This window comes from Leadbettera azotonutricia ZAS-9 (genome assembly GCF_000214355.1).
Classification (GTDB): domain Bacteria; phylum Spirochaetota; class Spirochaetia; order Treponematales; family Breznakiellaceae; genus Leadbettera; species Leadbettera azotonutricia.
The window spans coordinates 1,023,001-1,049,320 of the sequence record NC_015577.1 but is presented as its reverse complement, the minus strand read 5'-3'; the positions used below and the strand labels follow the sequence as shown (position 1 = coordinate 1,049,320).

At 52.1% G+C, this 26,320-nt stretch carries 20 protein-coding genes and 1 pseudogene; 13 read left to right on the top strand and 8 right to left on the bottom strand.

What is annotated here, in order from left to right; translation table 11 throughout:
- Positions 1-50 precede the first annotated feature (50 nt).
- The 3 genes from TREAZ_RS17655 to TREAZ_RS04595 are packed head-to-tail and all read right to left on the bottom strand — an operon-like array spanning position 51 to position 2,338.
- The gene (locus TREAZ_RS17655) at positions 51-761 is read right to left on the bottom strand and encodes an SNF2-related protein (protein WP_245535115.1); all 711 of its coding nucleotides are present in this window, start codon (positions 759-761) and stop codon (positions 51-53) included.
- Positions 716-892: a hypothetical protein gene (locus TREAZ_RS18220; RefSeq protein ID WP_169312603.1), complete on the bottom strand. Its 177-nt coding sequence runs from the start codon at positions 890-892 to the stop codon at positions 716-718. The genes TREAZ_RS17655 and TREAZ_RS18220 overlap by 46 nt, the downstream gene beginning before the upstream one ends.
- A gap of 21 nt (positions 893-913) precedes the next feature.
- Positions 914-2,338 (bottom strand): MGH1-like glycoside hydrolase domain-containing protein, encoded by a 1,425-nt coding sequence (locus tag TREAZ_RS04595; RefSeq protein ID WP_015710646.1) that lies wholly within the window; start codon positions 2,336-2,338, stop codon positions 914-916.
- 234 nt (positions 2,339-2,572) lie between these two features.
- On the opposite strand from TREAZ_RS04595, the gene TREAZ_RS04590 reads away from it, so the two are divergent.
- A complete protein-coding gene (locus TREAZ_RS04590) occupies positions 2,573-5,020 on the top strand; it encodes an asparaginase domain-containing protein (protein ID WP_015710644.1) in 2,448 nt (815 codons plus the stop codon).
- An 11-nt stretch (positions 5,021-5,031) separates the two neighbouring features.
- Here the strand turns inward: TREAZ_RS04590 and TREAZ_RS17295 are convergent, their stop codons facing one another.
- Complete coding sequence (locus tag TREAZ_RS17295) at positions 5,032-7,257, bottom strand: tetratricopeptide repeat protein (protein WP_015710643.1); 2,226 nt, start codon at positions 7,255-7,257, stop codon at positions 5,032-5,034.
- Positions 7,258-7,259: 2 nt separating this feature from the next.
- Entirely contained in the window at positions 7,260-9,068 is a 1,809-nt protein-coding gene (locus TREAZ_RS04580) for a hypothetical protein (protein ID WP_015710642.1), read from the bottom strand.
- Positions 9,069-9,165: 97 nt separating this feature from the next.
- On the opposite strand from TREAZ_RS04580, the gene TREAZ_RS04575 reads away from it, so the two are divergent.
- From TREAZ_RS04575 to TREAZ_RS04560, 4 genes are read left to right on the top strand one after another with little or no spacing between them, the layout of a single operon-like run.
- A complete protein-coding gene (locus TREAZ_RS04575) occupies positions 9,166-10,605 on the top strand; it encodes a tetratricopeptide repeat protein (protein WP_052297644.1) in 1,440 nt (479 codons plus the stop codon).
- 19 nt (positions 10,606-10,624) lie between these two features.
- Entirely contained in the window at positions 10,625-11,824 is a 1,200-nt protein-coding gene (locus TREAZ_RS04570; RefSeq protein ID WP_015710641.1) for a TraB/GumN family protein, read from the top strand.
- 22 nt (positions 11,825-11,846) lie between these two features.
- Positions 11,847-13,250, top strand: a complete 1,404-nt coding sequence (locus TREAZ_RS04565) for a rhamnulokinase (protein ID WP_015710640.1) — start codon at positions 11,847-11,849, stop codon at positions 13,248-13,250.
- A gap of 36 nt (positions 13,251-13,286) precedes the next feature.
- A complete protein-coding gene (locus TREAZ_RS04560; protein ID WP_015710639.1) occupies positions 13,287-14,522 on the top strand; it encodes an L-rhamnose isomerase in 1,236 nt (411 codons plus the stop codon).
- Between the two features lie 94 nt (positions 14,523-14,616).
- Here TREAZ_RS04560 and TREAZ_RS17290 read toward each other — a convergent pair whose 3' ends face one another.
- A complete protein-coding gene (locus TREAZ_RS17290) occupies positions 14,617-15,168 on the bottom strand; it encodes a hypothetical protein (RefSeq protein ID WP_015710638.1) in 552 nt (183 codons plus the stop codon).
- Between the two features lie 47 nt (positions 15,169-15,215).
- Between TREAZ_RS17290 and TREAZ_RS04550 the strand changes: the two genes are divergently transcribed.
- The 3 genes from TREAZ_RS04550 to TREAZ_RS04540 all read left to right on the top strand — a co-directional run bounded on the left by TREAZ_RS04550 (position 15,216) and on the right by TREAZ_RS04540 (position 17,738).
- The gene (locus TREAZ_RS04550; RefSeq protein ID WP_015710637.1) at positions 15,216-16,031 is read left to right on the top strand and encodes a ZIP family metal transporter; all 816 of its coding nucleotides are present in this window, start codon (positions 15,216-15,218) and stop codon (positions 16,029-16,031) included.
- Between the two features lie 88 nt (positions 16,032-16,119).
- On the top strand, positions 16,120-16,746 hold the full coding sequence (locus TREAZ_RS04545) for an adenylate kinase (RefSeq protein WP_015710636.1): 627 nt from the start codon (positions 16,120-16,122) through the stop codon (positions 16,744-16,746).
- 20 nt (positions 16,747-16,766) lie between these two features.
- Positions 16,767-17,738, top strand: a complete 972-nt coding sequence (locus TREAZ_RS04540) for a D-2-hydroxyacid dehydrogenase (RefSeq protein WP_015710635.1) — start codon at positions 16,767-16,769, stop codon at positions 17,736-17,738.
- Between the two features lie 5 nt (positions 17,739-17,743).
- Here the strand turns inward: TREAZ_RS04540 and TREAZ_RS04535 are convergent, their stop codons facing one another.
- On the bottom strand, positions 17,744-18,856 hold the full coding sequence (locus tag TREAZ_RS04535; RefSeq protein ID WP_245535093.1) for a tRNA dihydrouridine synthase: 1,113 nt from the start codon (positions 18,854-18,856) through the stop codon (positions 17,744-17,746).
- 28 nt (positions 18,857-18,884) lie between these two features.
- Here TREAZ_RS04535 and TREAZ_RS04530 point away from each other — a divergent pair, with 28 nt between their 5' ends.
- From TREAZ_RS04530 to TREAZ_RS04510, 5 genes and pseudogenes are all read left to right on the top strand, one after another.
- Entirely contained in the window at positions 18,885-19,322 is a 438-nt protein-coding gene (locus TREAZ_RS04530; RefSeq protein WP_015710633.1) for a response regulator, read from the top strand.
- Positions 19,323-19,380: 58 nt separating this feature from the next.
- Positions 19,381-20,594: pseudogene (locus tag TREAZ_RS04525) on the top strand (FprA family A-type flavoprotein).
- Positions 20,595-20,647: 53 nt separating this feature from the next.
- A complete protein-coding gene (gene nagA / locus TREAZ_RS04520) occupies positions 20,648-21,835 on the top strand; it encodes an N-acetylglucosamine-6-phosphate deacetylase (protein ID WP_043922838.1) in 1,188 nt (395 codons plus the stop codon).
- A gap of 15 nt (positions 21,836-21,850) precedes the next feature.
- Positions 21,851-22,642, top strand: a complete 792-nt coding sequence (gene nagB / locus TREAZ_RS04515) for a glucosamine-6-phosphate deaminase (RefSeq protein ID WP_015710631.1) — start codon at positions 21,851-21,853, stop codon at positions 22,640-22,642.
- A 7-nt stretch (positions 22,643-22,649) separates the two neighbouring features.
- Positions 22,650-23,738 carry an NlpC/P60 family protein gene (locus TREAZ_RS04510; RefSeq protein WP_015710630.1) on the top strand — a complete coding sequence of 363 codons (1,089 nt, stop codon included), beginning with the start codon at positions 22,650-22,652 and terminating at the stop codon, positions 23,736-23,738.
- Between the two features lie 53 nt (positions 23,739-23,791).
- Here TREAZ_RS04510 and TREAZ_RS04505 read toward each other — a convergent pair whose 3' ends face one another.
- Positions 23,792-26,245, bottom strand: coding sequence for a hypothetical protein (locus TREAZ_RS04505; protein ID WP_015710629.1), 2,454 nt, complete (start codon positions 26,243-26,245; stop codon positions 23,792-23,794).
- Positions 26,246-26,320: the final 75 nt, after the last annotated feature.

Here is a 26,320-nt window from a genome sequence, read left to right as displayed (position 1 = left end):
TTACCTTAAAGCGCAGCAGCACTTCACCGGTAAGCCGGAACAATTTCAATTTAATTGGGGTCATTCTCAAAATGCTTGATCAGGTCGCCCCGGAATTTAACCGGGACTTTGCCGTTCAGTTCGGCAAAACCTGTTTTATGTTTCCGCAGCATCTGCCCGATTATTTTATGCACCTTTATCCATTCGGAAAAAATGATGACTTTACGGGAATTATGGGTAATATCAAGTTTTTCAAACAAAATATCCTCAAGCTCAATCAGCTTTGGGGAATCGTGGGTTTTATCATCAATTAAATAACTCGAATCGCACACCATACGGGCACTGGCCAAAAGCAAGTTTAAACGCTGCAGGTCATAAGGCGTCAGGAACCGCTTGCTGATGAGCTTCGCAATGCCTTTCATAAAACCGGCGTGCAGTTCCTTTTGCAGCGGGGAAAGTTCAACAGGCACATCCTGCTGCTGAATCATGGGAAGCTGACTCAGGACATCGCTCTTTTCGCGGCGGATCAATAAGCCCGCAAGGGACGTATTCAGCTTTTGCAGATCATAGTACCCGGCAATCTTATTCGTCTTTAGGGGATCAAAAAGGCAATGCTGCCAGGAAAATTCCCAAAGAGGTCCAAGATAATAGGGGTCTATGGTATTGATGATCGAATAAATATCAATTAAGCGGTTTTCTATAGGCGTCCCGGTAATAACCAGCTTGTGTTTTGTCTTTAGGCGCTTAATCGCCGATGCGGTTTTGGTTTCATAGTTTTTGATCTTCTGCGCCTTGTCCAGAATAAGAAAATCAAAATCCGCCCCTGTTTCAGTTCAGCAGGCGGCAGTTCCCGCCTGACTTCCTCAAGAATACCGGCTATTTTGTTTGCATCTTCACCAGCAGCGTTTTTCATAGGGTTATGCTTTTTCAGCCTCTACAGCTTATCAATCAACATCGAACACTTCCCCGAGGGTATAGGCAGGGTTTTTTTCTTCTTCCCCAAAATGTTAATGGTAAAGTAATAGAGCTTTTCGCTTTCCATGTGGATTTCCCAGCCCCTGCCCGACTTGTTGGAAAGAATGGTGATCATGTTTTTCTTGAGCGAGAGGTTCTCGACCCCCATGATCTCCAAGTTGGGAATAATCCAGTCTACAGTTTTGCGAGGAAGGGAGATGAAAAGACCAACGATGTTTTCTATAGTAAGACAGATGGTCGAAAGGGCGGCGTATGTAAGGTACTGGGGCCGGGGAAACTCGGGTTTTCCCGGCCATTGGGCAGGACCCTCTTTTGAAGGAAGGTACGCTTCCCAGAGTTTGCCCTTGTGATGGTTCCCGTCGGGACTCATGGAGTCAAGCACAAAATAGAGGTGGCGTATGGCGCATTCCCGCGCCAGATCCCAGCGCTGGTAGCGCTCAAGGCCCTTTATCACCATGAAGGTAAGATGAGGAAACACCGAGCCCCGGTAACCGTGGCCCGAATCGTCGAAGGTTTTTTCCGAGAGGGAAACTGTGGGGAAAGGATGGGAGGCGCCGAAAAACTTGGGGTCCTGGAGCTTGGCTATGATCTTTTCGGCCTTGTCGTCGTTGGGGATCTCGGCCAAAAGGGGCCAGTAGCCCGCGATGGTTTTTACAGAAAGGCGCTTCTCGTTCTTGTCGATGTCATAGTAGAAACCGTCCTCGGGGTCCCACATGAGGCTGTTGATGCGGGTTTTAAGGGAAAAGTATTGCTTCTTGTATTGAAAGCTCGATTCCTTGTCGTTTAGGATATCGGCGAGGGCGGACATATAGAGTATGTTCACCGCCATCATGGTGTTGAAGTCCAGGGGATAGGCTGCCTTTTCACGGGGCGAGTTGGGCATGCCCGTTGCAGCCAGGGGAACCCGGTAGAGGCCGTTGGGCTGCTTAAAAACCGAATCTATCCACTTCACATAGTTCTGGAGTATGGGAAGCACATCCTTGACCCGCTTTTTGTTGGCGGATTTATGGTAGAGGTTGAATTCGGCCCAGGCGAAAAGGGGGAGGCCCAGGCCTTCGGGGTTGTCGTCGTCAATAACAGGGAGGCCTGTTTCTATGTTGTATGCCGAGCGTATGGCCCCGTTAGGCTCCTGGCGCTGGTAAAAAACGTCCAGCGAGGGGCTGGCCTGGTATATCCTGTTGGAGTAAACCAGAAAGAAAGACGAAAAAATAGCGTCCACCTGCTGAATCACCGGACTGCCAGGGTACGAAAAAAATTTCCCCTCGATGACGCTCTTCTCGCTGCCTGTATTCCAGTAATCCTGAATCCACGCCCAGGTTTTATCATATATGTCGACAAAATCCTGATCGTAAAAATGGATCTTGGGGAAATCGCGTTTGGTCACACCTGCTCCTCAAAACTTCGTTGTATAGTCACTGCAAATACCTTCTAGCCTACTCTATCGCCTATAAAAAGTCAAACAAATAATGCCCCTAAAGGTGTCAAAGTTCTTTCAAATTTACCCCCTTGATGCGGGAATTGCCTCAAGGTCTAATTTATTATACATTCATAATGCCAAATTTGCCATTATTTTTTTATAAGGAAAAGAAAAATTCGATGAAAAAGTTAGAGGTGCTCCTTGTATAAGCCCCATATAGCCCTGGAAGTGCGGATCCTCCTGGGCGAAATACCTAATATCCCGGCTGTAAAAGCTTTTTGCCCCTGCGGCCCTGCCTCGTCCTGCCCCATCTGCAGGGAAGAACCGGGGGCGGCGCCTATCCTGAACCCTCTGGCAGCACGGAAAGCCTACCTCCTCACCCGGGGCCTGGGGGGCGCCATCATCGGAGAAGCCGCCTATGAGCGGAATCTCACTACCCCTACTGCCCCCGAGGGCCACGCCCTTTCCCGCTATTCGGTCAAACTGGGGGAAAATGCTTCCATAGATCTTACGTTCCACCTCTGCAGGAAGAAGATAGGAATCAGCGAAATCAGGATTGAAGAGGACGCAGGCCGCCTCATGCACACAGCCAAAGGCACTTTTTGGGATTATTCCACTGCGGGCCTCCCGTCGCTGCGCTTAAAAACTGCGGCGGACTTCGAAATCGGCGAAGAAGCCGAGGTTTTTCTATCAGACTTGAGGAGAAGGATACAATACCTCGGCATACTCCCCCAGGCCGCGGGAATTCCAGCGAAGTTCCCCGCAGAAAATTTTATACGCTGCAATGCCTATGTTGCCATTATGCCCTACCCCCAGGCGCCCGACTATTTCGTAAAGCTCAGGAATCTCAATTCCTTCAATTTTGTGTACAAGGCCATCAATGCCGAAATCTCCCGTCAGGAGGAGATCATCACTTCCGGCGGAGCAGTGCTCAGCGAAAGCCGGATCTGGAACGAGGCCAAAAACAGCACCGAACCATTTCAGGTGCGCACCAACGAAGAAAAGCCCCGTTTCGAAATACCCCCGGGAATAAAGCCCTTTGTGCCAGGGCCCGAGATTCTGGAAGCCCTGGACAATTTCACTGTAGAGCTTCCGGAGTCCAGGCGGGACCGCCTTATGGACGAATACGGCCTTACAAGGCTGCAGGCTGAATTTGTCTGCGACGAAAAGAACAGGGCGGACTATTTTGAAAAAACCACAGCCCTGGGCGCGCCTCCCCGCGAGGCAGCCCAATGGCTTTCTTCCTGGTGCATAAAAGAGATACGCCGCCTGGGCCTCTCCTTAAACGATTCCCCCCTCAGCCCCGGGCGTTTTTCCCATATCCTGAAAATGCTCCTTGAAAGACGCATTCACGGGAGCATTGCAAAACAGCTCATCACCGCTGTGCTCGAAGACGACCGCGACCCCGAAGGGCTCATACGCGAAAAGGGCTGGGAACAGCTCAGGGACCGCGAAGCTATCGAAGCCATAGTCCTTAAAGTGATAGAAGCCAACCCCCAGGAAGTGCGGCGCATACGCGAAGGGGATGCGGGCCCCATACAGTTCCTCACAGGACTCATCATGAAAGAAACCTCGGGGCTTGCCGAGCCCATGCTGGTAAAGGAAGTGCTGAGGGACAAACTTTCAGTCTCCCTTGTCTATGTCCTCTCCATGGGCGGAGCCATCTCCGGCAGCGTAGGCGAAGACGGGGCTGTCGAAAGCGGCGACGAAACTATACTCAAAGATCTTCTCACTGCCAACAACCAGGACAATCTCTACCAGATTGATCCCTCAAAGGTGCGGTTTGAATCCATACAGGTCGGCCGCCTCCTCTCTGAAGAAATAGTCCCAACAGACTGGGCTGCCCTCATCGAAACCATCGCGGAAAAACTCAACTCCGGGACAGCCAACGGCATCGTGGTAGCCCACGGTACCGACACCCTCTCCTACACTGCCCCCCTGCTCTACTGGCTCTTTGCCGACGCAGGGGCGCCTATCATCCTGGCAGCCTCCTCCACTCCTCCCGGACAAAGCACCGAAGCTGCACGAACCATGCAGAAGGCAGTGGCCCTGGCATTGAACAAGCCCCGTGGGGTATATGTGGTCCACGGAGGAAAAGTCCTCTCGGCCCTGAACCTCAAATTTGAACGCATAGGTTTTGGGGCTGACCAGTTCAGGAACTGGAATACCGAGCGGCCTCTCTTCGAAGGCTCTTCCCTTCTCACAGGCCCGCTGGAAGCCGACCAGTACGTGCTTTCTCAGCTTCTTGAGGATGCGGTAAATTCCATGTGCGTGATCAAGATCTATCCCGGCCTCCGCTCGGACTACCTTGTCTCCCTTATGGACAAGGGGGTAAAGAATTTCTTCCTCGAACTTTACGACACCGGAACTGCGGGTTTCCGCGAAGGCCCTTATTCGCTTAAGCGGGCATTTACCATAGGCAAAAGGCGGGGCTGCCGCTTCTACTGTTCTTCCCAGCAGGAAGGCATCGTAGACTTCTCCGGTTATACCACATCCAGGGAACTCTGGCGCGCCGGGGCTGTACCCATGGGGCCTTACACTACCGAAACTGCGGCAGCCCGCTTCCTTGCCGCAAGCATCATTGCGGACAGCGATAAAGAGCTGGCGGAACTCATGGAATCGGAAAGCGGGGGCAGCCCGGGGCTTTAAAAAATTCCCGGCTAAAGCTTCTCGGCCACTGCAAAATCTGCTTCGGCTTTTTCTGAATCGCCCTTGTTTAAATATGCGCCGGCCCTCTGATTATAGGCGATTGCGTTTTTTGGCTCGAGCTTTATCACTTGGCTGTAATCGGTTATTGTTTTGTCCCAGTCCTTTAGTTTTCCATAGGCATAGGCCCGGTTAAAAAAAGCATCTGCATAATTGCTGCGGAATTTTATTGCCTGGGTAAAATCGGCTATGGCAGCGCTGTGATCGCCCTTTTGGCAATACAGGTAACCCCGGTAATTGTAGATTTCCGCGTAATCGCTTTTCAATTTGAGGGCCCTGGTGTAATCCGCAATCGCCCTTTCAGCATCGCCTTTTCGGCGGTATGAATTGCCCCGCGAAACATACGCGCCGGTATAATCGTTTTTAAAAGAAATAGCCTTGTTGTATTCAGCAATTGCCCCATCATAGCTGCCCTTTTTATAGAGCTCTTCACCAGCCAAAAATGCCTGATTCCAGATGGGAAGCTCCATCTGCTTAAGGACCACGGGTTCGTATTTATTATAGTTAGCAGGGTTGAGTTCATCGATGTAGACACCAAAACCCGGCAGCATCCCTCTCAAATCGCCTGCGAGAAGATCAGGAACATAGGTGAATATAAGCCACTCGCTGCCCTTCCCCTTGAGGGTTGCGCTTTTAGTCTCTTTGTGGCCATTACGGAAAGTCATAGTGACAGTATAAGTACCGCCGGGTAAACGCCTTGAAAGGGTTTCTCCAAAGGTAAGCGCCAGGGGGGGCATATCAAAACCTTCGATAGCAATAGTACCGGATGCCATAGTTTGCATACGCAGGACACCGTAACCGGGATAGGGGTCAAAAAGATTGAAATCTTCAGAGGGCAATGAAATCATTGTGTCGCCATACCCCTGGGCCAGGGCGAGAAAATCATGGGCGGTAAAGAATTGCTGCAAGGGGCGGGGTGTTTCCATGGCCGCAGGGATTTTAGAAACTGACTCCGGGAAGACATCTGCTTCCGGCACAAGGGCCATACCCTTCCCGGCCAACCACTTCCTGAGCCTTGCAAAGGCTGTCTCTTCTTCGATGCCAGGCTTTTCGGCTGCATGCAACAATATGAGAAAATTGCGGGTGCTTATTTTGGGGAGCTTTTCCAACAGATCCCATTTATTCAGATCGTTAAAAATAAAATCGCCTCCGCTGTCAAATTGAGCGGGAAGATTGACAATAAGCACATCCCCTTTCTTGCCATCAGATGCAACGCTGTTTATAAATTGCGAAAAACCTCCTTCCGTTAAGCCAGAGTTTTCCAATTTCCGGATATTGACCTTTGAGTAAAGGCTGCCCTGTTCCTGCTCGGCGAAGAGATTTTCCAAAGACACGGAAGAATTTGCATTGCCTGCAAACAATGCGTAAAAGCCGGGAATTCCCGGCTCAACAGCTGGCTCCGCAGTTCGGGACGGCAAAATCCCGCCAATTTCCATCCAGGCTTGTTCGGATTCGATAGTCCTGTCATGGTTAAAAGCAGAGACGCCAATAAGGCTGAATTCCCGGTTCAGGGGGATTACCTTGCTGTATTTTGGTTGCTCCGCGTTTTCAATAGCATACAATGCCAAAAGCTCGTCCTGTTCCCCGGGATTGCGCCCGAAAACCGACAGAATCCCCGTGCCGCCCCCATTGTCAGTGACTGCAACATTAACAGTAATACTGTCAATATTCGCAGTAATGCTCATATCCGAAAGAATCGGCGGTTTTTTATCATCCTTAAGCAGTTCTGCAAGCCCGGATTTCGGTTTTTCAACGTTAAGAACGCCATGAAGGACACCCTCCTTCATGGCGCTTAAAACCAAATCCGGCCTGTAAAGGGATTCAAACAGCTGATCCAGGGTATAGCGGGTCTCGCCTTTTACCACAGACAAAAGGGATGCGCCGTCGATGGAATCGTCATAATAGCCTTCCGGGGTAATAATAATCCACTGATCGGCGATACTGTAAACACGCAGAAGTTCTGTTCCATCCTTAGCAGCAATACTCACACTGTTGTCAGTATTAGTACTAAATGCGGCATCGGGAATTTCAGCAGTATCCCTGGCATATGCCTCCGCCAGCGCAGCGGCATGCTCGGAGGAGACCGTGCCAAGGGGAACAAAAGAAAAAGGAATTTCTTTTTCTTTACGGCAGGAAAAAAAGAAAACAGGGATACAGAGTATGATTAAAAATTTCCGCATTGTCAGTAGAAAATCCTGACATGCTCGACAGTGCCCCGGTGCTTCATCTTTAACAGCAGAGTCTGTTCAGCAGCGGCATAAGCCCACCCTGAAGAATCGTAGCGCTCAAACTGCGGATCTGTCCTAAAGTCCATGCCGTAAAGCTGGATTTTGGTAAAGGGCCTGATGCCCCGGACTACCATGTAATGGGCCTCTCCTGCAGGGAAGGTCACTCCAATATCAAGTATGTTATTTTCCTGGGCCGCGCTCACTGCCTGGGCAGCAGTCCATGCCCATATACTGTTTACAGGAGCGCCTATAGAAAGAGCCTTGGGCGCATAAGCGCCGGGGTTTAAAATACGGTAAAGCCTGGCAGTACTGACCTTTGGGGTTTGAACATTTTCGGACATTTCGTCCTCATCGTTCAGGATATAACCGGCCCTTGCTGAACCGGAATTATCGCTCAGGGAAAGAACCGACAGTATTAGCGAACGGGCGGCCCCGGCCCAGGAAGCGTCATTGGCAGCATTTGCCCATTCCAAAAGCGCCCTGCCCAGGCGGAGGTTGAATTCCCCATCCCCCTGGCTGCCATAAAATGCAAAAACTTTGTCGCCTTCGGTATTCATCCTGAGGGATTCGGAAATAACGAAACAGGCTTGATCCACCAGGCGCTCAAAAGGGTTATCCATTAGCGGTCTATAAGTCTTCCAGTCTACATAGCCTTCAAGTATGCCGGGGGTCAAATCAAGGGCCAGGGTGGCGGGGTCCAGGGAACGAACAAGCTCGGCGCCTTCATCTATAAAATTGCCGTGGCCCCGGACTGCAAAAAACTCGACTACATGGGGTTCCTTTAAAAAGTCCAGGGACTTTTCATTTATCAGCCTCGAAAGGCGGGCTATCTTTTCACGGTCCGCGGAATCGAGGGAGCGGTAAATATCCATAAGACCCCCAAGGTAAACCGTGGATTCATGGGTACGCTGCGGGCTGTTTATAAAGCCTGCGGGGACTGCCGAAACTGCGGCCTTATAAGTCCCCCTTACCAGGGCCTCTCCTGCAAGGGCAACAATAAGCTCCTCATTGCTTTGGGCTGCGGCAGTCCTGTTCCAGAACGAAAAATTCTCATCCTTCCAGCGGTTCACTACTGCTTCGTAATTGCGGCTGGTCTGGGCCTGGGGGATGATAAAATCCGCAGGGTTAAAGGCTTTCTTTTCAGGCACTGCCTTGTAGCTCAAAGGCGCGCCGCCTGCCCTGAGGAAGAGGACTTTTCGGCCTGAATCCAGGGGGGATCTCCCAAAGCTGTAATTCACCCCGTCGGAAATGATAATGAACTGGCCATCCCCGGAATCCCTCATGCCGGTCTTGCGCAAGGGCCTATAGGGAAGCTCCAGCTCTTCAACCCCTTCGGCAAAATTGCACGAAACCCGGAGTTCCAGGGCGCCCCCTGTGTATTGAGTGATAAAAGTCAGATCGGTTCCGTCGGGAAAATAAAAAATTGCTGACTCCCCAGACAAAGCCATGCGGTCAGGCAGGGCCTCCCCGCTTTCGCCGGTACCCCTGACGAGCCTGAGGACGCTCTCCTCGTTTTCAGACCCCATGCAGAATTCCATGCCCCCGAAGAAAACCGAAGTATCCCCCCCTATAAGGTATTCGTTTGAACCGAGGGGAGGGGTGTTTTCTTCGCCCTGGCGGTATTGGCCGGAGACCACAAAATTGCCGACCCGCTGGGTAAAGCTCCCCTGCCTGGCAAACTGGATCATCACCAGTGACACAAAGACAGCCCCATAGAGCAAGAGGAGGAGAAGGACACGCGGAAAAACAGGTTTCTTAATCACTCGGGAATCCTTTTATGCCGGCCCGCTGCGAATCTCGCTTATGACTTTCATGTACGAGCCTTGCCGGTTTCATCGATATTCTATACCATTCAGGCTTATGAATTCCAGTTCGTTCAGGCCCTTTTCTGCCGACAATAAAAGGATGATGAATAAAATCCGCTTTCGAATCGCATTAGCCGTTTTGGTCGTGTTTTCAGGATTTTTCCGGTCTATTCTTGTTGCTGCCGAGCCCCAGGCAAGGCCGACTCCCGTAATATTGGAAGAAATTTCACGGCTCCTGGCGGAATATAAATACTCCGATGCCATAGCGCTTTTCGATAACATCACCCCTGCGGATGCAGACAGTTCCCAAATCAAACTCCTCAAAGCATCGGTGCTCAACTCGGCAGGCAATGAAGGGGAAGCCAGGACCCTGGCTGAAGAAGTTGTCAAAGCTGAGCCGAACAACCTGGAAGCCCTCTTTGTGCTTTCCGCCATTGAGGGGGCCGCAGGGCGGAACAAGGAGCAAAAGGCCCTGCTCGAGAAAATCATCAAGGCCGATCCCAAAAACGTGGAAGCCCTTACAGACCTGGGAACCCTTAGCCGCAATACCAACAACAACAAATTGGCGGCCCAATATTACGATCAGGCCCTGGCGATACAGCCCGAAAACCTGGAAGCCCTTCTTGGCAGGGCAAGACTCTACCGTCTCAGCCGGGATCCCAAGAATGCAGAGAACCTCCTCAACAGGGCAATAACAACCTACCCCGATGTAGCTTTAATATGGCACGAAAGGGCAAGGCTTTACCGAGGCGCCAACTATCCCATACAGGCCCTCTCGGATCTGGACAAGGCGAAAGCCCTTGCCCCCGATGACTATTGGATAGCCCTGGATCGCGGGAACGTGCTTCTGGATCTCAACAGAAAAGAGCTGGCCCTGCAGGAATACCAGAGGGCAATCAACCTAAACCCGCAAGAATTCTTGGCCTACGCTTATACCGCAGGCATCAAGGACGATCTGGGCGATTTTGAAGGGGCCGGAAAAGATTATGAAACCCTGGCCAAGCTTAAGCCCGATTACTACTATGCCTTCGAAGGCGTGGGCATGCACAAAATGAGGGAAGGGGAATGGGCCCAGGCAAGGGATGCCTTTACGGAAGTTTACCGCCAGGTTCCCAACGAATGGTATTACGCCCTTCTGGCTTCGATTAGCGCCATGAAGGCCGGCAACCAGGCCTCCCCCCGGCAATTCCTTAACCAGGCAATGGGCAAGCTCAAACGGGACACCATGGAATACTACATGTTCCGCCTCTTCTATGACCTTTCGGGCCGGGTGTACTCAGGGGAAAACGACATGCTCCAGAGAACCGACAAGGAAACCAACGTGGTTGTCAAAGCACGCATGGTCTTCTACCTGGCTAACTATTTTGATATCAGGGGCAACAACACCCTGGCGGACAAATACTTCCTCCAATTCAAGCAGATGGGCCAGGAAGCCCTGCCCGAATGGCGGCTCAATGAATGGTTTCTTGAAACCAGGGGCATCAAGCCTTTTTAACCAACATTAAGGAATAATTATGAACGACACCAGAATAGCCATACAGCTTGGAGACCGGGAGATAATCCTCATAGGCACTGCCCATGTATCCAGGGAAAGCATCGACGAAGTAACCAGAACTATTCGGGAAGAGAGCCCCGGGCAAGTCTGCGTGGAATTGGATGCAGGAAGGTACGCCTCTATCTCACAAAATGACAGTTGGGAAAAACTGAACATAGCCAAGGTTTTTAAGGAAGGCAAGGGCTTCCTCCTTATGGCGAACCTGGTGCTATCGGGCTTCCAGCGCCGCATGGGGGATGAACTGGGGGTCAAGCCCGGTGAAGAGATGAAGGCCGCCCTTGAAACCGCAAATGAACTTGGCATTCCCCACGGCCTCTGCGACCGCGAAATACAAATCACACTCCGCAGGGCCTGGGCCCGCTGCGGGCTTTGGAGCAAGTGCAAGCTCCTGGCTTCCCTTATCTCCTCTGCTTTCACCACAGAAAAGATGAGCGAGGAAGAAATCGAAAACCTCAAAAACCACAATGAACTTGAAGGCATGATGGACGAGCTTTCATCCTATCTGCCCAAGGTTAAAGAAACACTCATCGATGAACGGGACAGGTATCTGGCAGCCAAAATCTGGTCCTCAGGCATCGAAGCCAAAACCGAGAAAGGGCTCAAACAAATCGCCGTAGTGGGCGCAGGCCACATAAAGGGAATAAAGTCGCATCTGGAAAAAATCTTCGCCAACGAAGAAAGCGCCGATGTGTCAGCCCTCGAGATCATACCTCCCCCGGGTTTCCTCTCGAAGGCGGCAGGCTGGCTCATTCCCTTGATCATCGTTGCCCTTATTGCGGTGGGTTTTATACAGGCAGGGGCAGGTGTAAGCCTCAGCATGCTCCTCCGCTGGGTGCTCTGGAACGGCTCTCTTGCGGCCCTGGGAACTCTCCTTGCCCTGGGCCATCCCCTTTCAATTTTGGTCTCCTTTGTCGGGGCTCCCATAGCGACCATCAACCCCTTTATCGGGGTGGGCATTTTCTCAGGGATTACCGAAGCCACCATGAGGAAGCCAAGGGTGGGGGATGCCGAGAACATAGCGGAAGACGTGGGCAGCCTCAGGGGCATATACCACAACCGCATCACCAGGGCCCTGCTGGTTTTCTTCCTTTCGTCCATTGGAGGAATGATAGGGAACTTTATTTCCATACCTTCCCTGGCAGGGCTATTGGCAAAATAATTCAATGTGATATTCTGTTTTCATGGTGAACAATTACTATTTGGCAATTGATATGGGCGCTTCCGGGGGGAGGCACATCCTGGGTAGGGTGGAACAGGGCAGGCTCGTACTTGAAGAAATCCACCGTTTCAGCAATGGTCCCCAAAAAAAAGACGGTTCCCTGATCTGGGATGACGACCTCATCTTCAGGGAAATGAAAGCGGGCCTCAGAAAATGCAGCCAGGCGGGGAAAATACCCGTTTCCGTGGGCATTGACACCTGGGGCGTGGATTATGCCCTGGTAGACAGGCAGGGCGAGGTCATTAAACCAGTTTACGCATACCGGGATGCCCGGACAGAGCCTTTTTTTAAGACCGCCATTCCCTACGAAGAACTTTATAAAACTGCGGGCACTGCATTCCAGCCCTTCAATACCATTTACCAGGTTCTCTCTGACAAGGCCGCAGGCCGACTGGACAAAGCCGAACACCTTCTCATGCTGCCTGAATATTTTTCCCAGTGGCTTGCGGGGGATCTGACAGGCAAAAAATACAATGAATATACCCAAGCCTCTAATACAGGTCTTTTGGATGCAAAAAAGAAAGCCTGGGCCGAAGGGATTTTTTCAGGCCTCGGCCTGCCTTTAGGGCTTTTCAAGCCTATTAAAGAGCCTCCCTACGATATCGGAGGATTAAGCAAAGCCATACAGGACGAAGCGGGCTTTAATGCCAGGGTAGTGATGGTCGCAAGCCACGACACTGCATCGGCGGTTGCCACAGTCTCCTCAGACGCCCTCTACATTTCTTCGGGAACATGGAGCCTCCTGGGCGTTTCAGGCGATCCGGTCTTGAATGACGCTGCCCGGCTTGCGGGCTACACCAACGAAGGAACCCACGGCGGAAAAATCCGTTTCCTTAAAAACATCATGGGCCTCTGGATCATACAGTCAGTACGCCATGAACTCCAGGATAAGTATAGCTTCGCTGAACTTGAGACCATGGCAAGGGAAACAGAAAAAACCGCAAAGCCAAACTGGACTGTCGATGTCAACCTTCCCCAGTTCCTGGCCCCCCCTTCGATGATCGACGCCCTCAAGGCTGAATATCAGAGGACAGGCCAAAAGGTCCCCGAGTCGCCCGGAGAACTTGCCTACTGTATCTACACCAGCCTTGCGCAGTGTTACAAAGTTGCCATCGACGATTTGGAACACATCACAGGCAAAAAATATCCTTCTGTTTCCATCATCGGAGGCGGCAGCAAGGACGGTTATCTTAATGCCCTTACCGCTGAATACACGGGCAAGCCTGTCAATGCCGGCCCTACAGAAGCTACCGCCATCGGGAACATACTGCTCCAGATGAAGCAGGCCAATGATCCTGCGGTAAAAGACGGGTATGTCGAATTGGTTAAAAATTCTTTTGACATTAAAACTGTTAAAGGAAAATAAGCATACAGGAATGCATATAAACTAACGGAGGCAAAGATGTACAAAGAAGCGATGGAAGTGTACAAAAAATGGGGAGTGGATACGGAGAAGGCCATCAAGAAATGTGCCACGATTCCTGTTTCCCTGCACTGCTGGCAGGGCGACGATGTAACGGGTTTTGAAAAATCCGCAGGCCCTCTTTCCGGGGGTATTCAGGCCACGGGGAATTATCCCGGCAAGGCCCGGAACAAGGATGAATTGCAGTCGGACTTGGACATGGTCTACTCCCTCATACCCGGGAAGAAAAGGCTCAACCTCCACACCCATTATGCGATTACCGACGAAAGCGTAGGCCGCGACATGGTTGAGCCGAGGCATTTTGAACCCTGGCTTAAATGGGCAAAAAAACGGGGCATAGGTATTGACTTCAATGCAACGCCCTTTTCCCACCCCATGGCAGCAAGCGGCCTTACCCTTTCTTCGCCTGACAAAAAAGTGCGCGAGTACTGGATACGCCACTGCAAAGCTACCCGCAAAATAGCCGCATGGTTCGGCGAGAAACAAGGCAGCCCCTGCCTTCATGATATCTGGATTCCCGACGGCATCAAGGATGTACCCGCAGACAGGCTGGGCCCCCGTGAACGCTTGCGGGACGCCCTGGATGAGATTTATTCTGTCAAGTACAACAAAGAATACATCGTCGATGTAGTGGAGAGCAAACTCTTCGGCATAGGTCTGGAAAGCTACACTACCGGTTCTTCTGACTTCTACATTGCCTACGCCGCTTCCCGGGGTATCTACATGCTCCTGGACAACGGGCACTTCCACCCCACAGAATTAGTGTCAGATAAAATTTCTTCCCTCCTTTCTATATTTGACAAGATGGCCCTCCACGTAACCCGTTCGGTACGCTGGGATTCGGATCATGTGGTTCTCTTTGAAGATGAAATAAAAGAAATCGCAAAAGAGATCATCAGGAACAAGGCCGAAGACAAAGTCCTCATTGGGCTTGATTATTTTGACGCCAGCATTAATCGTATTGCTGCCTGGGCAGTAGGGGCCAGGAATTTCCAAAAGGCTTTACTCAATGCCCTCCTCATACCCCATGCCGATTTAAAGAAACTCCAGGATTCTGAAAACTATTCCAAGCTCCTGGCAATGCAGGAAGAACTCAAAACCCTGCCCTTCGGTGCAGTGTGGGACGAATACCTCGCCCGCCAGAAGGTTCCGGGCGCAGACTGGTACGGCGAAGTAGAAAAGTACGAAAAGGAAGTCCTAAGCAAGCGCAAGTAATTTCAAAGAAGTCTGTCTACATTATAGACAGACTCTGATTAAGCGATGGGAAGCCGACGGCGTTTTTGAATTTAAAATGCCGCCAGGCTTCCAATTAAGATTTGCCGGGTTTAAAATTTTTCTTGATCAAGGCGGTAAGCGCTTTAAGCTTATCGTCAAATTTGTCCTTTACGAAAATGGCGCTCAGCACATCGCCCCGTTCCCGGGACAGCCAGTTGAAAAGCCTTTCCCTTGTTTCAAGATCAGTTCCTCCGGCGTGTACCAGGGCCGCCATATGGCCCATCTCTTCCCGGGAAAACATGATCCACTCGCTGCCCTTATATACCAGATAATAACTTGAACCGCTTCCGGCGCCTTCTATACGGAAAAGATCCCCGGACGCTTTGGTCTTTGCAGGGGCGTGGGCCGCCTTGCTTCCCGCCCCGGAAGCGCTTCCGGTGCTTGACGCTTTGGCAATTTCCGCCTGGTTGATTTCATCAACCTGCATGTTGTAGAGGTGAACCTTGGCCTGTTCCACGAGGAAGCTGAGGCCCTCAACATCAAGTTTGAGGATGAGGGATTTCAGTTCTTTTGCAAGGGTATCCCTTTCAGTGTCCGCAGGTCTTTTCGAGGCAACTTTTTTTGAAGCAGGTTTTTCTTTTGCCATAGTATCATTATATCATTTAATCCGGTTTTTTGCTATAATAAATCATTATGGAATGGTTTACAAAACTGCCTGTCGTATTGCAGGCCCTTTTGGCAACTCTCTTTACCTATGGCGTAACTGCCCTGGGAGCGGCGACGGTTTTCTTTTTTAAGGATATTAACCGCAAAGTCCTGGACGGTATGCTGGGTTTTGCCGCAGGGGTGATGATTGCCGCAAGCTTTTTCTCCCTCCTGGCCCCTGCTATTGAAATGGCGGACGCTGCTCACGCCCGGGGAAGCGGCCTCCCCTCATGGGCAGCGGCGGCTATAGGATTTCTTCTGGGCGGTATCTTCTTAAGGCTGACCGATGTACTCCTCCCCCATCTTCATCAGGGCGCAGGAAACCCCGAGGGCATCAAAACCAACTGGGGCCGTTCAATACTCCTCGTGCTGGCAATCACCCTCCACAACATACCCGAGGGTCTCGCCGTGGGCGTAGGTTTCGGTGCCGCCTCTATAGTACCCGGCGCAAGCCTTGCAGGGGCCCTGTCCCTGGCATTGGGCATAGGCCTCCAGAATTTCCCCGAAGGCGCCGCGGTTTCCATTCCCCTCCGCAGGGATGGCATGAGCCGTTCCCGGAGTTTCTTCATAGGCCAGGCTTCAGGTATTGTGGAACCCATTGCGGCTGTCGTCGGATCGGCCCTGGTCTTGTCCATGCAGGCCATCCTCCCCTATGCCCTTTCGTTTGCCGCAGGGGCCATGATCTTCGTAGTAGCGGAAGAACTCATCCCCGAAGCGTATTCCGAAGGCAATGAGCACATCGCCACTGCGGGCCTCATGTTCGGCTTCGCCCTCATGATGATGATGGATGTGGGGCTGGGCTGATTAATAAGCTCTTTAAAAAGGAATTTTGGGACCTAATGGGTCTCTTCGATTATACTAGCAGCTAAAGCTGCTTAAACAGGAGTTATCAATGAAGTTAATTTTCTTAGGCCCCCCCGGGGCAGGCAAGGGAACTCTGGCAGCAAAAGCAGTAGACATACTCAAGCTGCCCCACATTTCAACAGGCGCAATTTTCCGTTCCGCCATCGCGGCACAGAGCCCCCTGGGACTCAAGGTCAAAGCCATCATTGACGCGGGTAAACTCGTGGACGATGGCACCACCATAGAACTGGTGAAGGAACGCCTTGCCCAGGCAGATGCCCAGAAAGGCTACATACTTGACGGCTTCCCCCGCACCATACCCCAGGCGGAAGCCCTGGCGGAATTTTCCAAAGTAGACAAGGTGGTCAACTTCGACATACCCGACACATCAGTCCTCGAACGTCTGGGCGGCCGCAGGGTCTGCCGTAAATGCGGACACAACTTCCATATAATCTTCGACAAGCCCAAAAAAGAAACGGTCTGCGATCATTGCGGCGGCGAAGTCTATACCCGTGACGATGATAAACCCGAGGCCGTTCAGAAACGTCTCGAAGTCTACCGCGCCCAGACCGCGCCCCTTATCGACTTTTACCGCAAAAAGGGCCTCCTCGTAGATGTGGACGCCAGACCTGCGGTGGATCAGGTGGTGGAGAATTTTAAACACGCTTTAGCGTAAGCCATGGGGTTTAAAGATCTATGTCTCATAAAGCTGATTTAAAAATTGTTTGTCTGGACGGTTACACTGAAAACCCCGGGGATCTAAGCTGGGATGGCTTTAAAGCCCTGGGGGATTTTACCATTTATGACCGTACCTCAGGATCTGATATTATTCCGCGCATTGGCAGCGCCGAAGCAATACTGACAAACAAAACTCCCATCAGCCGTACAACCCTTGAGGCCTGCCCTAATCTGCGATACATCGGCGTTCTTGCTACGGGTTACAATGTGGTGGATACGGACGCCGCCAAAGAACAGGGCGTTACAGTTACAAATATACCTACCTATGGTACCAGCGCTGTCGGTCAATTTGCCATAGCCCTGCTTCTCGAAATATGCCACCGCATAGGTCATCACAGCGAAGCTGTACGCAAAGGCCGGTGGGAAAATTGCGATGATTTCTGCTTTTGGGATTATCCTCTGATAGAGTTGGCCGGAAAAACCATGGGTATCATAGGTTTCGGCCGTATAGGACAGGTAACAGGAACCATCGCCAAAGCACTGGGCATGAAGGTCATCGCCTATGATGAAGCAAAAAACACATCCGGCCAGGCCATAGGGGACTATGTATCCCTGGATACTATCTTCGCTCAGTCTGATGTGATTTCTCTCCACTGTCCCCTCCTGCCTTCTACCCAGGGTCTCATCAATAAAAACACCATCCCTAAAATGAAGGATGGCGTCATCATACTCAACAATTCCAGGGGCCCTCTTATCGTTGAGCAGGATCTGGCGGATGCTTTAAACTCGGGAAAGGTCTATGCGGCTGGTGTGGATGTAGTTTCTTCTGAACCCATAAAGGCGGACAACCCCCTGCTCAAAGCCAAAAACTGCATTATCACGCCCCATATTTCATGGGCTTCAAAAGAAAGCCGAAAACGGCTCATGGACATTGCGGTGGGGAATCTATCGGCGTTCTTGCAGGGAAAACCAGTTAATACCGTGGGGTGAGAGGGTCATTCCTCCCCTTCCCTAAAATACCCGCTCCATGCCCTGCCTATTCCCGACAATTCAGTCTCTCTGTTAAGGAGGGTCTTCACGTAATTCCCCCACTTGAGGTTGTCGCAAAAATAGCCAAAAAACCGCTGAGCCCGGCTCAGATGGAATTCCGGGGGCTGGTACTTGGCAAGGAGATCCAGAAAAAGCAGCCCTGTTTCTTCTATATTGATATTCATTTTTGTAAAAACTTCGCCGCTCTGCGCAACAGATTCACCTGTGCCTAACGGCGCTGCCCCCAAACCAGCGGCCTCCATCTGCCTTGCCTGGGCGAAAATCCAGGGCTGCTTCACCGCCGCCCGCCCAACCATCACGGCATCACAGACACCCGAGGAGGCCCGCGCCAAAAAGCCGGCCGCGTCGGCGATGTCGCCATTGCCGGCTACGGGTATGCGGAGTTCCTTCCGTAAAGCGGAGACATAATCCCAGCGGGCGGTACGGTGGAATTTTTCCCGCCCTGTGCGGGGGTGGAGGGTGATAAGTTCAACGCCAGCTTCTTCGAGGCGGCGGCAGAAACGGACGAGGTAGACGAATTCATCTTCACCCTCCGGGAGGGCGTAACCTGTGCTCAGGCGGAGCTTAACGCTGAGGCGGCGTTTTACCCCTTTTCTTGCCAGGGCTATCATTTCACCGGCCTTGCCAATGTCGGCCATCCAGCGAACCCCTGCGCCGGTCCGGGCAATGGCTGGGGCTGAACAGCCCATGTTGATGTCTATGCCGAGGCACTCGTTTTGGTCCAGGAGAGAGGCAGCCCTGGCAAGATGGGAAGGGTCAGAGCCCACGATCTGGTAGACAATTTTCCGGGGGCAGGGGCCATTATCGGCATACCAGGACTCGAAGGGACCCCCAGCGATGAAGGCGCCTGCGCTTATCATCTCGGTAAAATATTCGCTGCACCCAGAGAGGCCCGGGCCTGAAAAAGTTTCGATCAATTCCCGGAGGGGCCTGTGGCTCAATTCCGCCATGGGTGCTAGCATGTAGGGCGCGCTCATGGTATCATTATCAAAGTTATATACAAAAAAGGAAAGAGCAAAAACCGCAGAAAGCTCTTGACGCGGATAACTCTTTGCCATAAAGTATATATAGAAGAGGAGCGTACCCATGACAGCAAAGAGTGATATGCCTAGCATTAACGACAAACCGCCAGAAGGATCAAAACCGGACGGCACCCCTTACAGGGTACTTGTAGTTGATGATTCCATGTTTATCGCTAAGCAGCTTGGCCAGATTTTTACCTCCGAGGGGTTTGAAGTTGCCGGTACGGCGGGTGATGGAGCCCAGGGAGTGGAAAAGTATAAGGAGCTGCATCCTAATATTGATCTGGTCACTATGGATATAACCATGCCGGTCATGGACGGGGTTTCAGCGCTGGAGAAGATCCTTGAATTTGACAAAGAAGCCTGCGTTATCATGGTCAGCGCCTTAGGGAAAGAAGATGTGGTCAAAAAATGTCTTCTGAATGGGGCCAAGAGCTATATCGTTAAGCCCCTGGACCGCAAAAAGGTGTTGGAGCGGGTTGTTTCTGTCCTTAATCGCTAGATTCAGCCGTTAAAAAACATCTCCTCTCAGCCTCAATACTTATACATCAGAGGATCCGATGAAAGCTCGAAGTATCGCCGATTATATCTACTGTATCCATGCGGATATTCAGACTACGGACCTTTTTGAAGGCATTTGGCCCATACCCGAGGGGGTTTCTCTCAATTCTTACCTGGTAAAAGGTGAAAAACAGCCCTCATAGACCTCCTTCGGGACTGGACAGGGGCGGCGGATCAGGCTGAAAAAGCCCTTTCCTCCATAGGGATGTCCTTTTCCGATGTCGATTACCTCATTTTGAACCATCTTGAGCCGGATCATACCGGTTGGCTCAGGGAATTCCGGGCAAAAGCCCCAAAGGCCGAAATAATTTCCACTGCCAAAGGCATTGCCCTGGTTAAATCCTTCTATAAGATTGATACAAGCCTCAGAGAGGTCAAGGATGGGGACACCCTTGACCTTGGGGGCGGCAAAACCCTCAGCTTCTACGAGACTCCCAATGTGCACTGGCCTGAGACCATGGTAACCTTTGATGCCGCATCCGGGACGCTCTTTTCCTGCGATGCCTTCGGCTCTTTCGGCAGCCTGGGGGAAAAGGTTTTTGACGATGAATATGATGCCAAAGCGCATGCCTTTTTTGAAGAAGAAAGCCTGCGCTATTACGCCAACATTGTTTCGTCTTTTTCAGGCTTTGTAGACAAGGCGATTCAAAAACTTTCGGGCCTGGACATACGCTGCGTTGCCCCAAGCCACGGTCTTGTGTGGCGCAAAAACCCCAAGGCCATTATCGAGCGCTATGCACGGTATGCGTCCTATGCCAAGGGTGTTGCCGAAAAGGAAATCGCCATTGTATGGGGTTCCATGTACGGCAATACCAGGGCGGGGCTGGATGCAGTCATCAAGGGCATTGAAGCCGAGGGGGTTCCCTATTCCATAAGACGGGTGCCTGACGAGAATGTTTCATATGTACTCTCCGACGCTTATAAGGCGAGCGCTCTGGTTTTGGCCATGCCCACCTACGAATATGCCATGTTCCCGCCCATGGCCTATGCAATCGATATTTTACGGCGCAAGCATATCTTCAATAAAAAAGTGCTGCGCATAGGTTCATGGGGATGGGTAGGCGGCGCCAGGAAGGAATACGAAGCCGCCATCGCTCCCCTCCGCTGGGAAAGCCTGGAATCGGTTGAATGGGCAGGATACCCCGGAGAAGACGATCTGGCATTGCTGGAACAACGGGGCAGGGAATTGGCAAAGGCTGTCAAAGCCCTCTAATTGACAGAGTCCTCCAATTTGCCAATAAGCCCTGTTTATAGTATATTAAAGACATGAACTCCATCTGCTTGTATAACGGAACTGTAATGACCAGTTTCGCCGCCATGGAACATTGCGCGGTGCTTATCGAGGACCACCAAATTGCGGATGTATTTTCAAAAAAGCGTTTCGATCAAAAACATTTCAGTGCTGACACCAAAATAATCGATGTCCACGAAGGCTTCATAGCCCCGGGGTTCATTGATACCCATATCCACGGGTTTGGGGGCTATGGAACCGAGGACGCCTTTGACACCACGGAAAGGGGCACGGATTCCATAGTCGAAATGTCCCGCACACTGGCCCAGTACGGGGTCACCGCTTTTAACCCCACCTTCTATCCTTCTGAAAAAGAAAACATGCTCAAGGCGCTTAAAGCTGCATCCAATGCCATGGGCAGGGAAAGCGGCGCCAGGATCATGGGCGTGCACCTGGAAGGGCCCTTCATCTCCCCTGACAGGCTGGGGGTTCAGCGGCCCGAAACCGTCAAGGCTGTGGACCTTCTTTTGATGGAAGAGCTTTGGGATGCATCCGGGGGCCACATTGTCAATATGACTGTAGCCCCGGAACTCAAGGGCATGAGGGAGCTTGCCCTCTTCTGCATCAAAAAGGGGATCATACTTCAGGCAGGCCACACTGATGCCAAATACGAAAATATGGTCGAGGGCATGCAGGCGGGGATACTCCATTCCACCCATCTCTTCAACGCCATGAGCAAACTTGATCAAAGGAACCCCAATGCCGTGGGAGCCATACTCATACACCCTGAAATGTCCTGCGAGATCATTGCCGACGGCTACCATGTGCACCCCGACCTCTACAAACTCCTCATGAGGGATAAACCGGTGGACAAGATCGTACTGATTACAGACGGCTTAAAACCCACGGAACAGCAGGAAGGGCCCTTCTTTGCCAACGGCGAAGAAGTGATTTTTCACGACGGGGTTTTCCACAGGAAGATGGACGATGTGATTGCAGGATCTTCGCTCACCATCATCAGGGGCATTGAGAACCTGGTGTCCTACGGCTTCAGCCTTGAAGACGCGGTAAAGACTGCTTCGTTTAATCCGGCCAATGTGATGCGCTACCGGAACAAGGGGGCTATCATACCAGGCCATGACGCAGACCTTTCGGTCTTTGACGAACACTTTAACATAATGGCTGTCATCATCAACGGCCGGATAAAGAAGAATTTATATTGATTAAAGGGGAAATACATGCGTCTTATTATTCATAGAGACTATGCCGGGATGTGTTCCTGGACTGCGGATTACATTGCTAAACGTATCGCTAAATTTGCCCCTGCCGAGGGAAACCCTTTTGTTCTGGGCCTCCCCACGGGTTCGAGCCCTTTAGGGGTCTATAAGGAGCTGATCAAAAAAAGCAAGGATGGAAAAACATCCTTTAAACAGGTAGTGACTTTTAATATGGATGAATACGTGGGCCTTAAAGCGGATCATCCCCAGAGCTACGCAAGGTTTATGAAGGATAATTTTTTTGATTCTATCGACATTGATCCAAAAAATACCCATGTCCTTAACGGCATGGCGCCGGATCTGGAAAAAGAATGTGCGGATTATGAAAAAGCCATTAAGGCTCACGGAGGCATCGAACTATTCCTGGGGGGCATGGGCAAAGACGGGCACATCGCCTTTAACGAACCCGGTTCTTCCCTCCATTCGCGGACACGCATTAAAACACTTACCAACGACACCCGCATTGTTAATGCCCGTTTCTTTGACAACGATCCTGCCAAAGTTCCCGCAACAGCTTTGACTGTCGGTGTGGGAACAGTGATGGATGCCCGGGAAGTAGTAATACTCGTAAGTGGTTATCAGAAAGCCCGTGCCCTGCGGGCAGTGGTAGAAGAAGGGCTCAACCACATGTGGACCCTCTCGTGCCTCCAGATGCACCCCCGGGCCATCATAGTCTGCGATGAAGAAGCCACCGACGAACTCAAGGTTGGGACAGTGCGGTATTTCCGGGACATTGAGCGTGAAAATATATAGCCCAGGTTTGCTTTTTCTTTCCCTGCTCCTCCTGTCCCCGCTGTTCGCCGATCAAAACGACGAGATGATGCTGGCAGCCTATTCCGATCCTGCCAGGGTCTGGGGCAACGGGGTGGAACGGGTCATAGAGGAAGCCTACAGGCTCTGTTTCAAAACCCGCATACTCGGCGGCAAGGTGATGAACCTGAGGATGCCCTTTGCCCAAAACAACGAGCGGGATAAACTCACCGAAGAAGCCTGGGGCTTTTTAGGCGGCGGCAAGGGCAACCCTGTTTTCCTTTGGGAGAAGATCAACGAAGTCCTGGACAGCCCGGATTTTTCCCTTTACACAGAAACACTTTCCGACGGCAAAGAAAAAGTAATCATCTTCGACCTTCCCACGCAAACCTGGACCAGTTCGCGGGATCTTTTCGACATAGCCCGCATGAAAGCAGGCTCATACCGGGGTCTTCCCCACAGGCCCTACGTGCTGACAAGCGGACAAGGCCTTGAAGAGACCGATGTTTACAATTACCTCTACTGTATCGGCCTTGCGGGCATGGACTGCTCGGGCTTTGTCTGGCATGTGCTCAGCTACATCGCGTCCCAGGACGGCGTGGATCTGGGCCGTACCCTGGGCAGGGCTTTAGGCGTTAAAAAAGGTGACGACCCTTCCTGGTATGCGGGGACCGGTTTCTACAATTCCAAAACAACCCAGATAGTTCCGGTGAAAGATGAAATTGCAAGCCTCCGCCCCGGAGACATTCTCCTCTTCCGGGGTAAAGACGGAGAAATGGCCCACTCCGCCATAGTTCAATCCGTCGATCTAAAAGCAGGGGTGATCCGTTATCTCCAATGCACCGACGAGGCCCCCCTTGAAGAACGGGGCGTCCACGAATCCTATATACGTTTTGATCCCGCCCATCCCGACATCAGCCTCGGCGACCTCTCCCTCGCCTGGACCCAAAGCCGCTACCCCCCCTTCCCGGGTGAAAAGGCCAGCCCCTTCTCTGACGACGGCGAACGCTTCAGGGCCTATCCCGAACAGGGCGGCGGAAGGGTGGTGAGGATACGGGCGGTTACCGGGGTGATAGACAAATTAGCTAAGATGAAATAGCGATATTAATAGAGCAGTCCCAGTTCCTTCTATATACGAATAATTTCAGCCTTTTAATACGCATACCGTTTCAAAGCCAATTCGTAGAACACTTCACCTCCACTTCCATCCTTTTCCTTAAGCACATCCAGTTTCCTGGCGGGCAAATCGGGCAGAGCCTCGCTCACAGAGGAAGTGATAAGCACCTGGGCCTTGTAGCGGGGGGCAAGGCCGGCGAGTATTCTTGCACGGACCGCGGGGCGGCCGAAGATGGAATAGCCTGAAAGGGGGGACCAGACAAATGTGCATTCGCCTGTATCGAGGCCGTAATGCCAGAGGCTGCTTCCTTCGCGTTTGAGGAGCTCCGTCACAAAGCCCACAGCCCTGACAGCCGGGGCGCTCCTGGCGTGGATGTGATCGTCGTAGGGGGATGCGAGATCCTTCCCGCCAAGGGCGATGCGTTCAAGGGGGGAGCCGAAACAGGCTATTACCAGATCGCCTTCGCTGCCAACAATGGTACCGCCTGCTTCCTTAAAACTTTCCGCAACTCTCTCCCTGAAGGCCAGGGCCATTTCCGCGCTTGATCGGGGATTGGTTTTATCTTCTTGCACCAGGAGGCCGGGGTTTTTCACTGCCACTACCCCTGCCCTGACGGTACATGATTCAGAAGGCCTGGGCCTTCCGGCTTTTATCACCCTGCGCAAAGCGGGCCTGGAGACAAAGGGGCCGTAACTCAGGCGGAAGCGCCGGCTAAAGCTGACTTGGAGTGCCAGCGCCCATATAAAAGAAACCAGGGTTGCAAGGAGGCAGGTTGACGCGGGAACCAGGGGATCGAGCCAGAGGCCCGAAAGCATGAAGCTCCAGGAAAAGACCGCCCCGGAAACAAAACTTATAAGGAGTCCTGCACAGAGGCTGGATAAAGCACCCAGCGATTTAAGGCAAAGGCCGGTGAGCAGGGCGCAGGCCAGCGCCCCAAAAAGGAGCCAGATCATCCTGCCGGGAATCACCGCGCGGCCTGTGAGGAGGCTGTTGGCAAGCAGGGCTGATGCTTCGGTATCGCTTAAGCGTTCAGTCTGAGGGGGCAAGAAAAGTTTTAAAAGATTCGCGGGGAAGGGAAGCATCCTGTTGGCTGCGCCTGGCGCCTGCACCGGGGCGCCGGGCCCCAATATGCAGAAGGAATCCGCCAGGGCAGAATTAAGCTTGTTCCGCAGATCCAACAGATCGTTGTACCTTCCCCGCAGGGCTACAAAGGCCCGGATTAAAGAATCCCGCAAATCCACAAGGCGCTGTATGCCCTCTTCGCCAAGGGCTTCGGAGGCGATAAGCTCCTCATAGCCTCCGACCAAAATCATCTCTGTAGGGCCGTAAAGAAAATCCTCAAGGCTCTTCATATATGCATCCCGCGCTTCCCGCCAGGCAATTTTGCCATCCTCATTGGGGCCCGAAAGCATCTCCTCCCGCACAGAAAGGGCATAATCGTAAAGGAAACAGGGGTTGTTTTCGCCTTCAACACCGCTGAAAATACCCAAGGGTTCTGACTCGCTCAAAAGGCGGCGGAGGCTCTTGTCCGCTTCATCGTAATCGAAGAAGTCCTTGGCCTGTATGCGGCGGAAATCCTCGCCTCTGCGGGGAACTTCAAAAAGCAGGGCCCCTTCGGAATCAAGCACAATAGACCGTTTAGCGCCTTCAGGCCCGCCCTGTATGCGAAGGACCGGCCCGTCCTGGGTCACCTCGATTTCCGTAGAACCATAACGGGACTTGAGAGATCCATAGATGATATGCTCCATAATTTGGCCGGTGAATTCAGCCTTCACCGGAGCAATGCGCCGGAGCACCCCGTCGCGATCCGCTTGAGCCCTTGAATACTCGCCTGTCGAGGCCAGGGCGCCAGGATGCCCCTCCTCCCCTGCCCTGATCACCTGAACCAGAAGATCCCCGGGACGCCGTACATTGCCAAAGGCCGCCGCCGCTTTTTCAAGCTGCTGCATGCCCTCCTCGTCCCGCCTTACCAGGGCGGCTACAAGCCGCTCCTTCCCCCTCTCGGAAAGATCCACCAGCTCCCCCACATAGCGGGCCGAATCCGCCGGGGCTATCGATCCTGTCCTGATGGCGTCGAAAAGGTTCCTGATGTTCCGGCCAAGCACGCCGAATTCTTCGTCAAAGCGGTAGCGTATCTCCTCCTCCCCTGCGGAGCCCCCGGCAGAAAGCCCCAGCACCGGCGCCTGGAGTATAAGCGAAGAAGCCTGAAATTCAGTCATGGTGAGGAGCACCGAAGCTGCCGCGGAAGGTTCCAGAATGTTTTCCGTAATATCCAATGCCCCCCGTGCAAGGGAAGGGCTGCCTGTATCAATAATCAAAAGCTCCCCCGAAACCGGAAAGGGCGGCCTTTTGCGCAGGAGGAAATCGTAAAGCGGCCCCAGATGAGGGCCTGCCAACAGGCTGCAAAGCAGGACAGCCAAACCCGCCCCGGGAAGAAATGAAACCAAAAACCGTATCCATGACTGCTTTTTCGTTATGTAAACCGCCATACTCCCCCTATCCTTTGCTTTTTGTACTGGTTTATGATATATTAGAATCAGGATAAATTGGAATAACTACTTATA

Bases quoted from the DNA above. Each gene is read 5' to 3' on its own strand.
- TREAZ_RS18220 (WP_169312603.1), bottom strand. From the start codon at position 892: ATGAAAAACGCTGCTGGTGAAGATGCAAACAAAATAGCCGGTATTCTT.
- TREAZ_RS17295 (WP_015710643.1), bottom strand. From the start codon at position 7,257: ATGCGGAAATTTTTAATCATACTCTGTATCCCTGTTTTCTTTTTTTCC.
- TREAZ_RS04575 (WP_052297644.1), top strand. From the start codon at position 9,166: ATGAATTCCAGTTCGTTCAGGCCCTTTTCTGCCGACAATAAAAGGATG.
- TREAZ_RS04570 (WP_015710641.1), top strand. From the start codon at position 10,625: ATGAACGACACCAGAATAGCCATACAGCTTGGAGACCGGGAGATAATC.
- TREAZ_RS04565 (WP_015710640.1), top strand. From the start codon at position 11,847: ATGGTGAACAATTACTATTTGGCAATTGATATGGGCGCTTCCGGGGGG.
- TREAZ_RS04560 (WP_015710639.1), top strand. From the start codon at position 13,287: ATGTACAAAGAAGCGATGGAAGTGTACAAAAAATGGGGAGTGGATACG.
- TREAZ_RS17290 (WP_015710638.1), bottom strand. From the start codon at position 15,168: ATGGCAAAAGAAAAACCTGCTTCAAAAAAAGTTGCCTCGAAAAGACCT.
- TREAZ_RS04550 (WP_015710637.1), top strand. From the start codon at position 15,216: ATGGAATGGTTTACAAAACTGCCTGTCGTATTGCAGGCCCTTTTGGCA.
- TREAZ_RS04545 (WP_015710636.1), top strand. From the start codon at position 16,120: ATGAAGTTAATTTTCTTAGGCCCCCCCGGGGCAGGCAAGGGAACTCTG.
- TREAZ_RS04540 (WP_015710635.1), top strand. From the start codon at position 16,767: ATGTCTCATAAAGCTGATTTAAAAATTGTTTGTCTGGACGGTTACACT.
- TREAZ_RS04535 (WP_245535093.1), bottom strand. From the start codon at position 18,856: ATGGCAAAGAGTTATCCGCGTCAAGAGCTTTCTGCGGTTTTTGCTCTT.
- TREAZ_RS04530 (WP_015710633.1), top strand. From the start codon at position 18,885: ATGACAGCAAAGAGTGATATGCCTAGCATTAACGACAAACCGCCAGAA.
- nagA (WP_043922838.1), top strand. From the start codon at position 20,648: ATGAACTCCATCTGCTTGTATAACGGAACTGTAATGACCAGTTTCGCC.
- nagB (WP_015710631.1), top strand. From the start codon at position 21,851: ATGCGTCTTATTATTCATAGAGACTATGCCGGGATGTGTTCCTGGACT.
- TREAZ_RS04505 (WP_015710629.1), bottom strand. From the start codon at position 26,245: ATGGCGGTTTACATAACGAAAAAGCAGTCATGGATACGGTTTTTGGTT.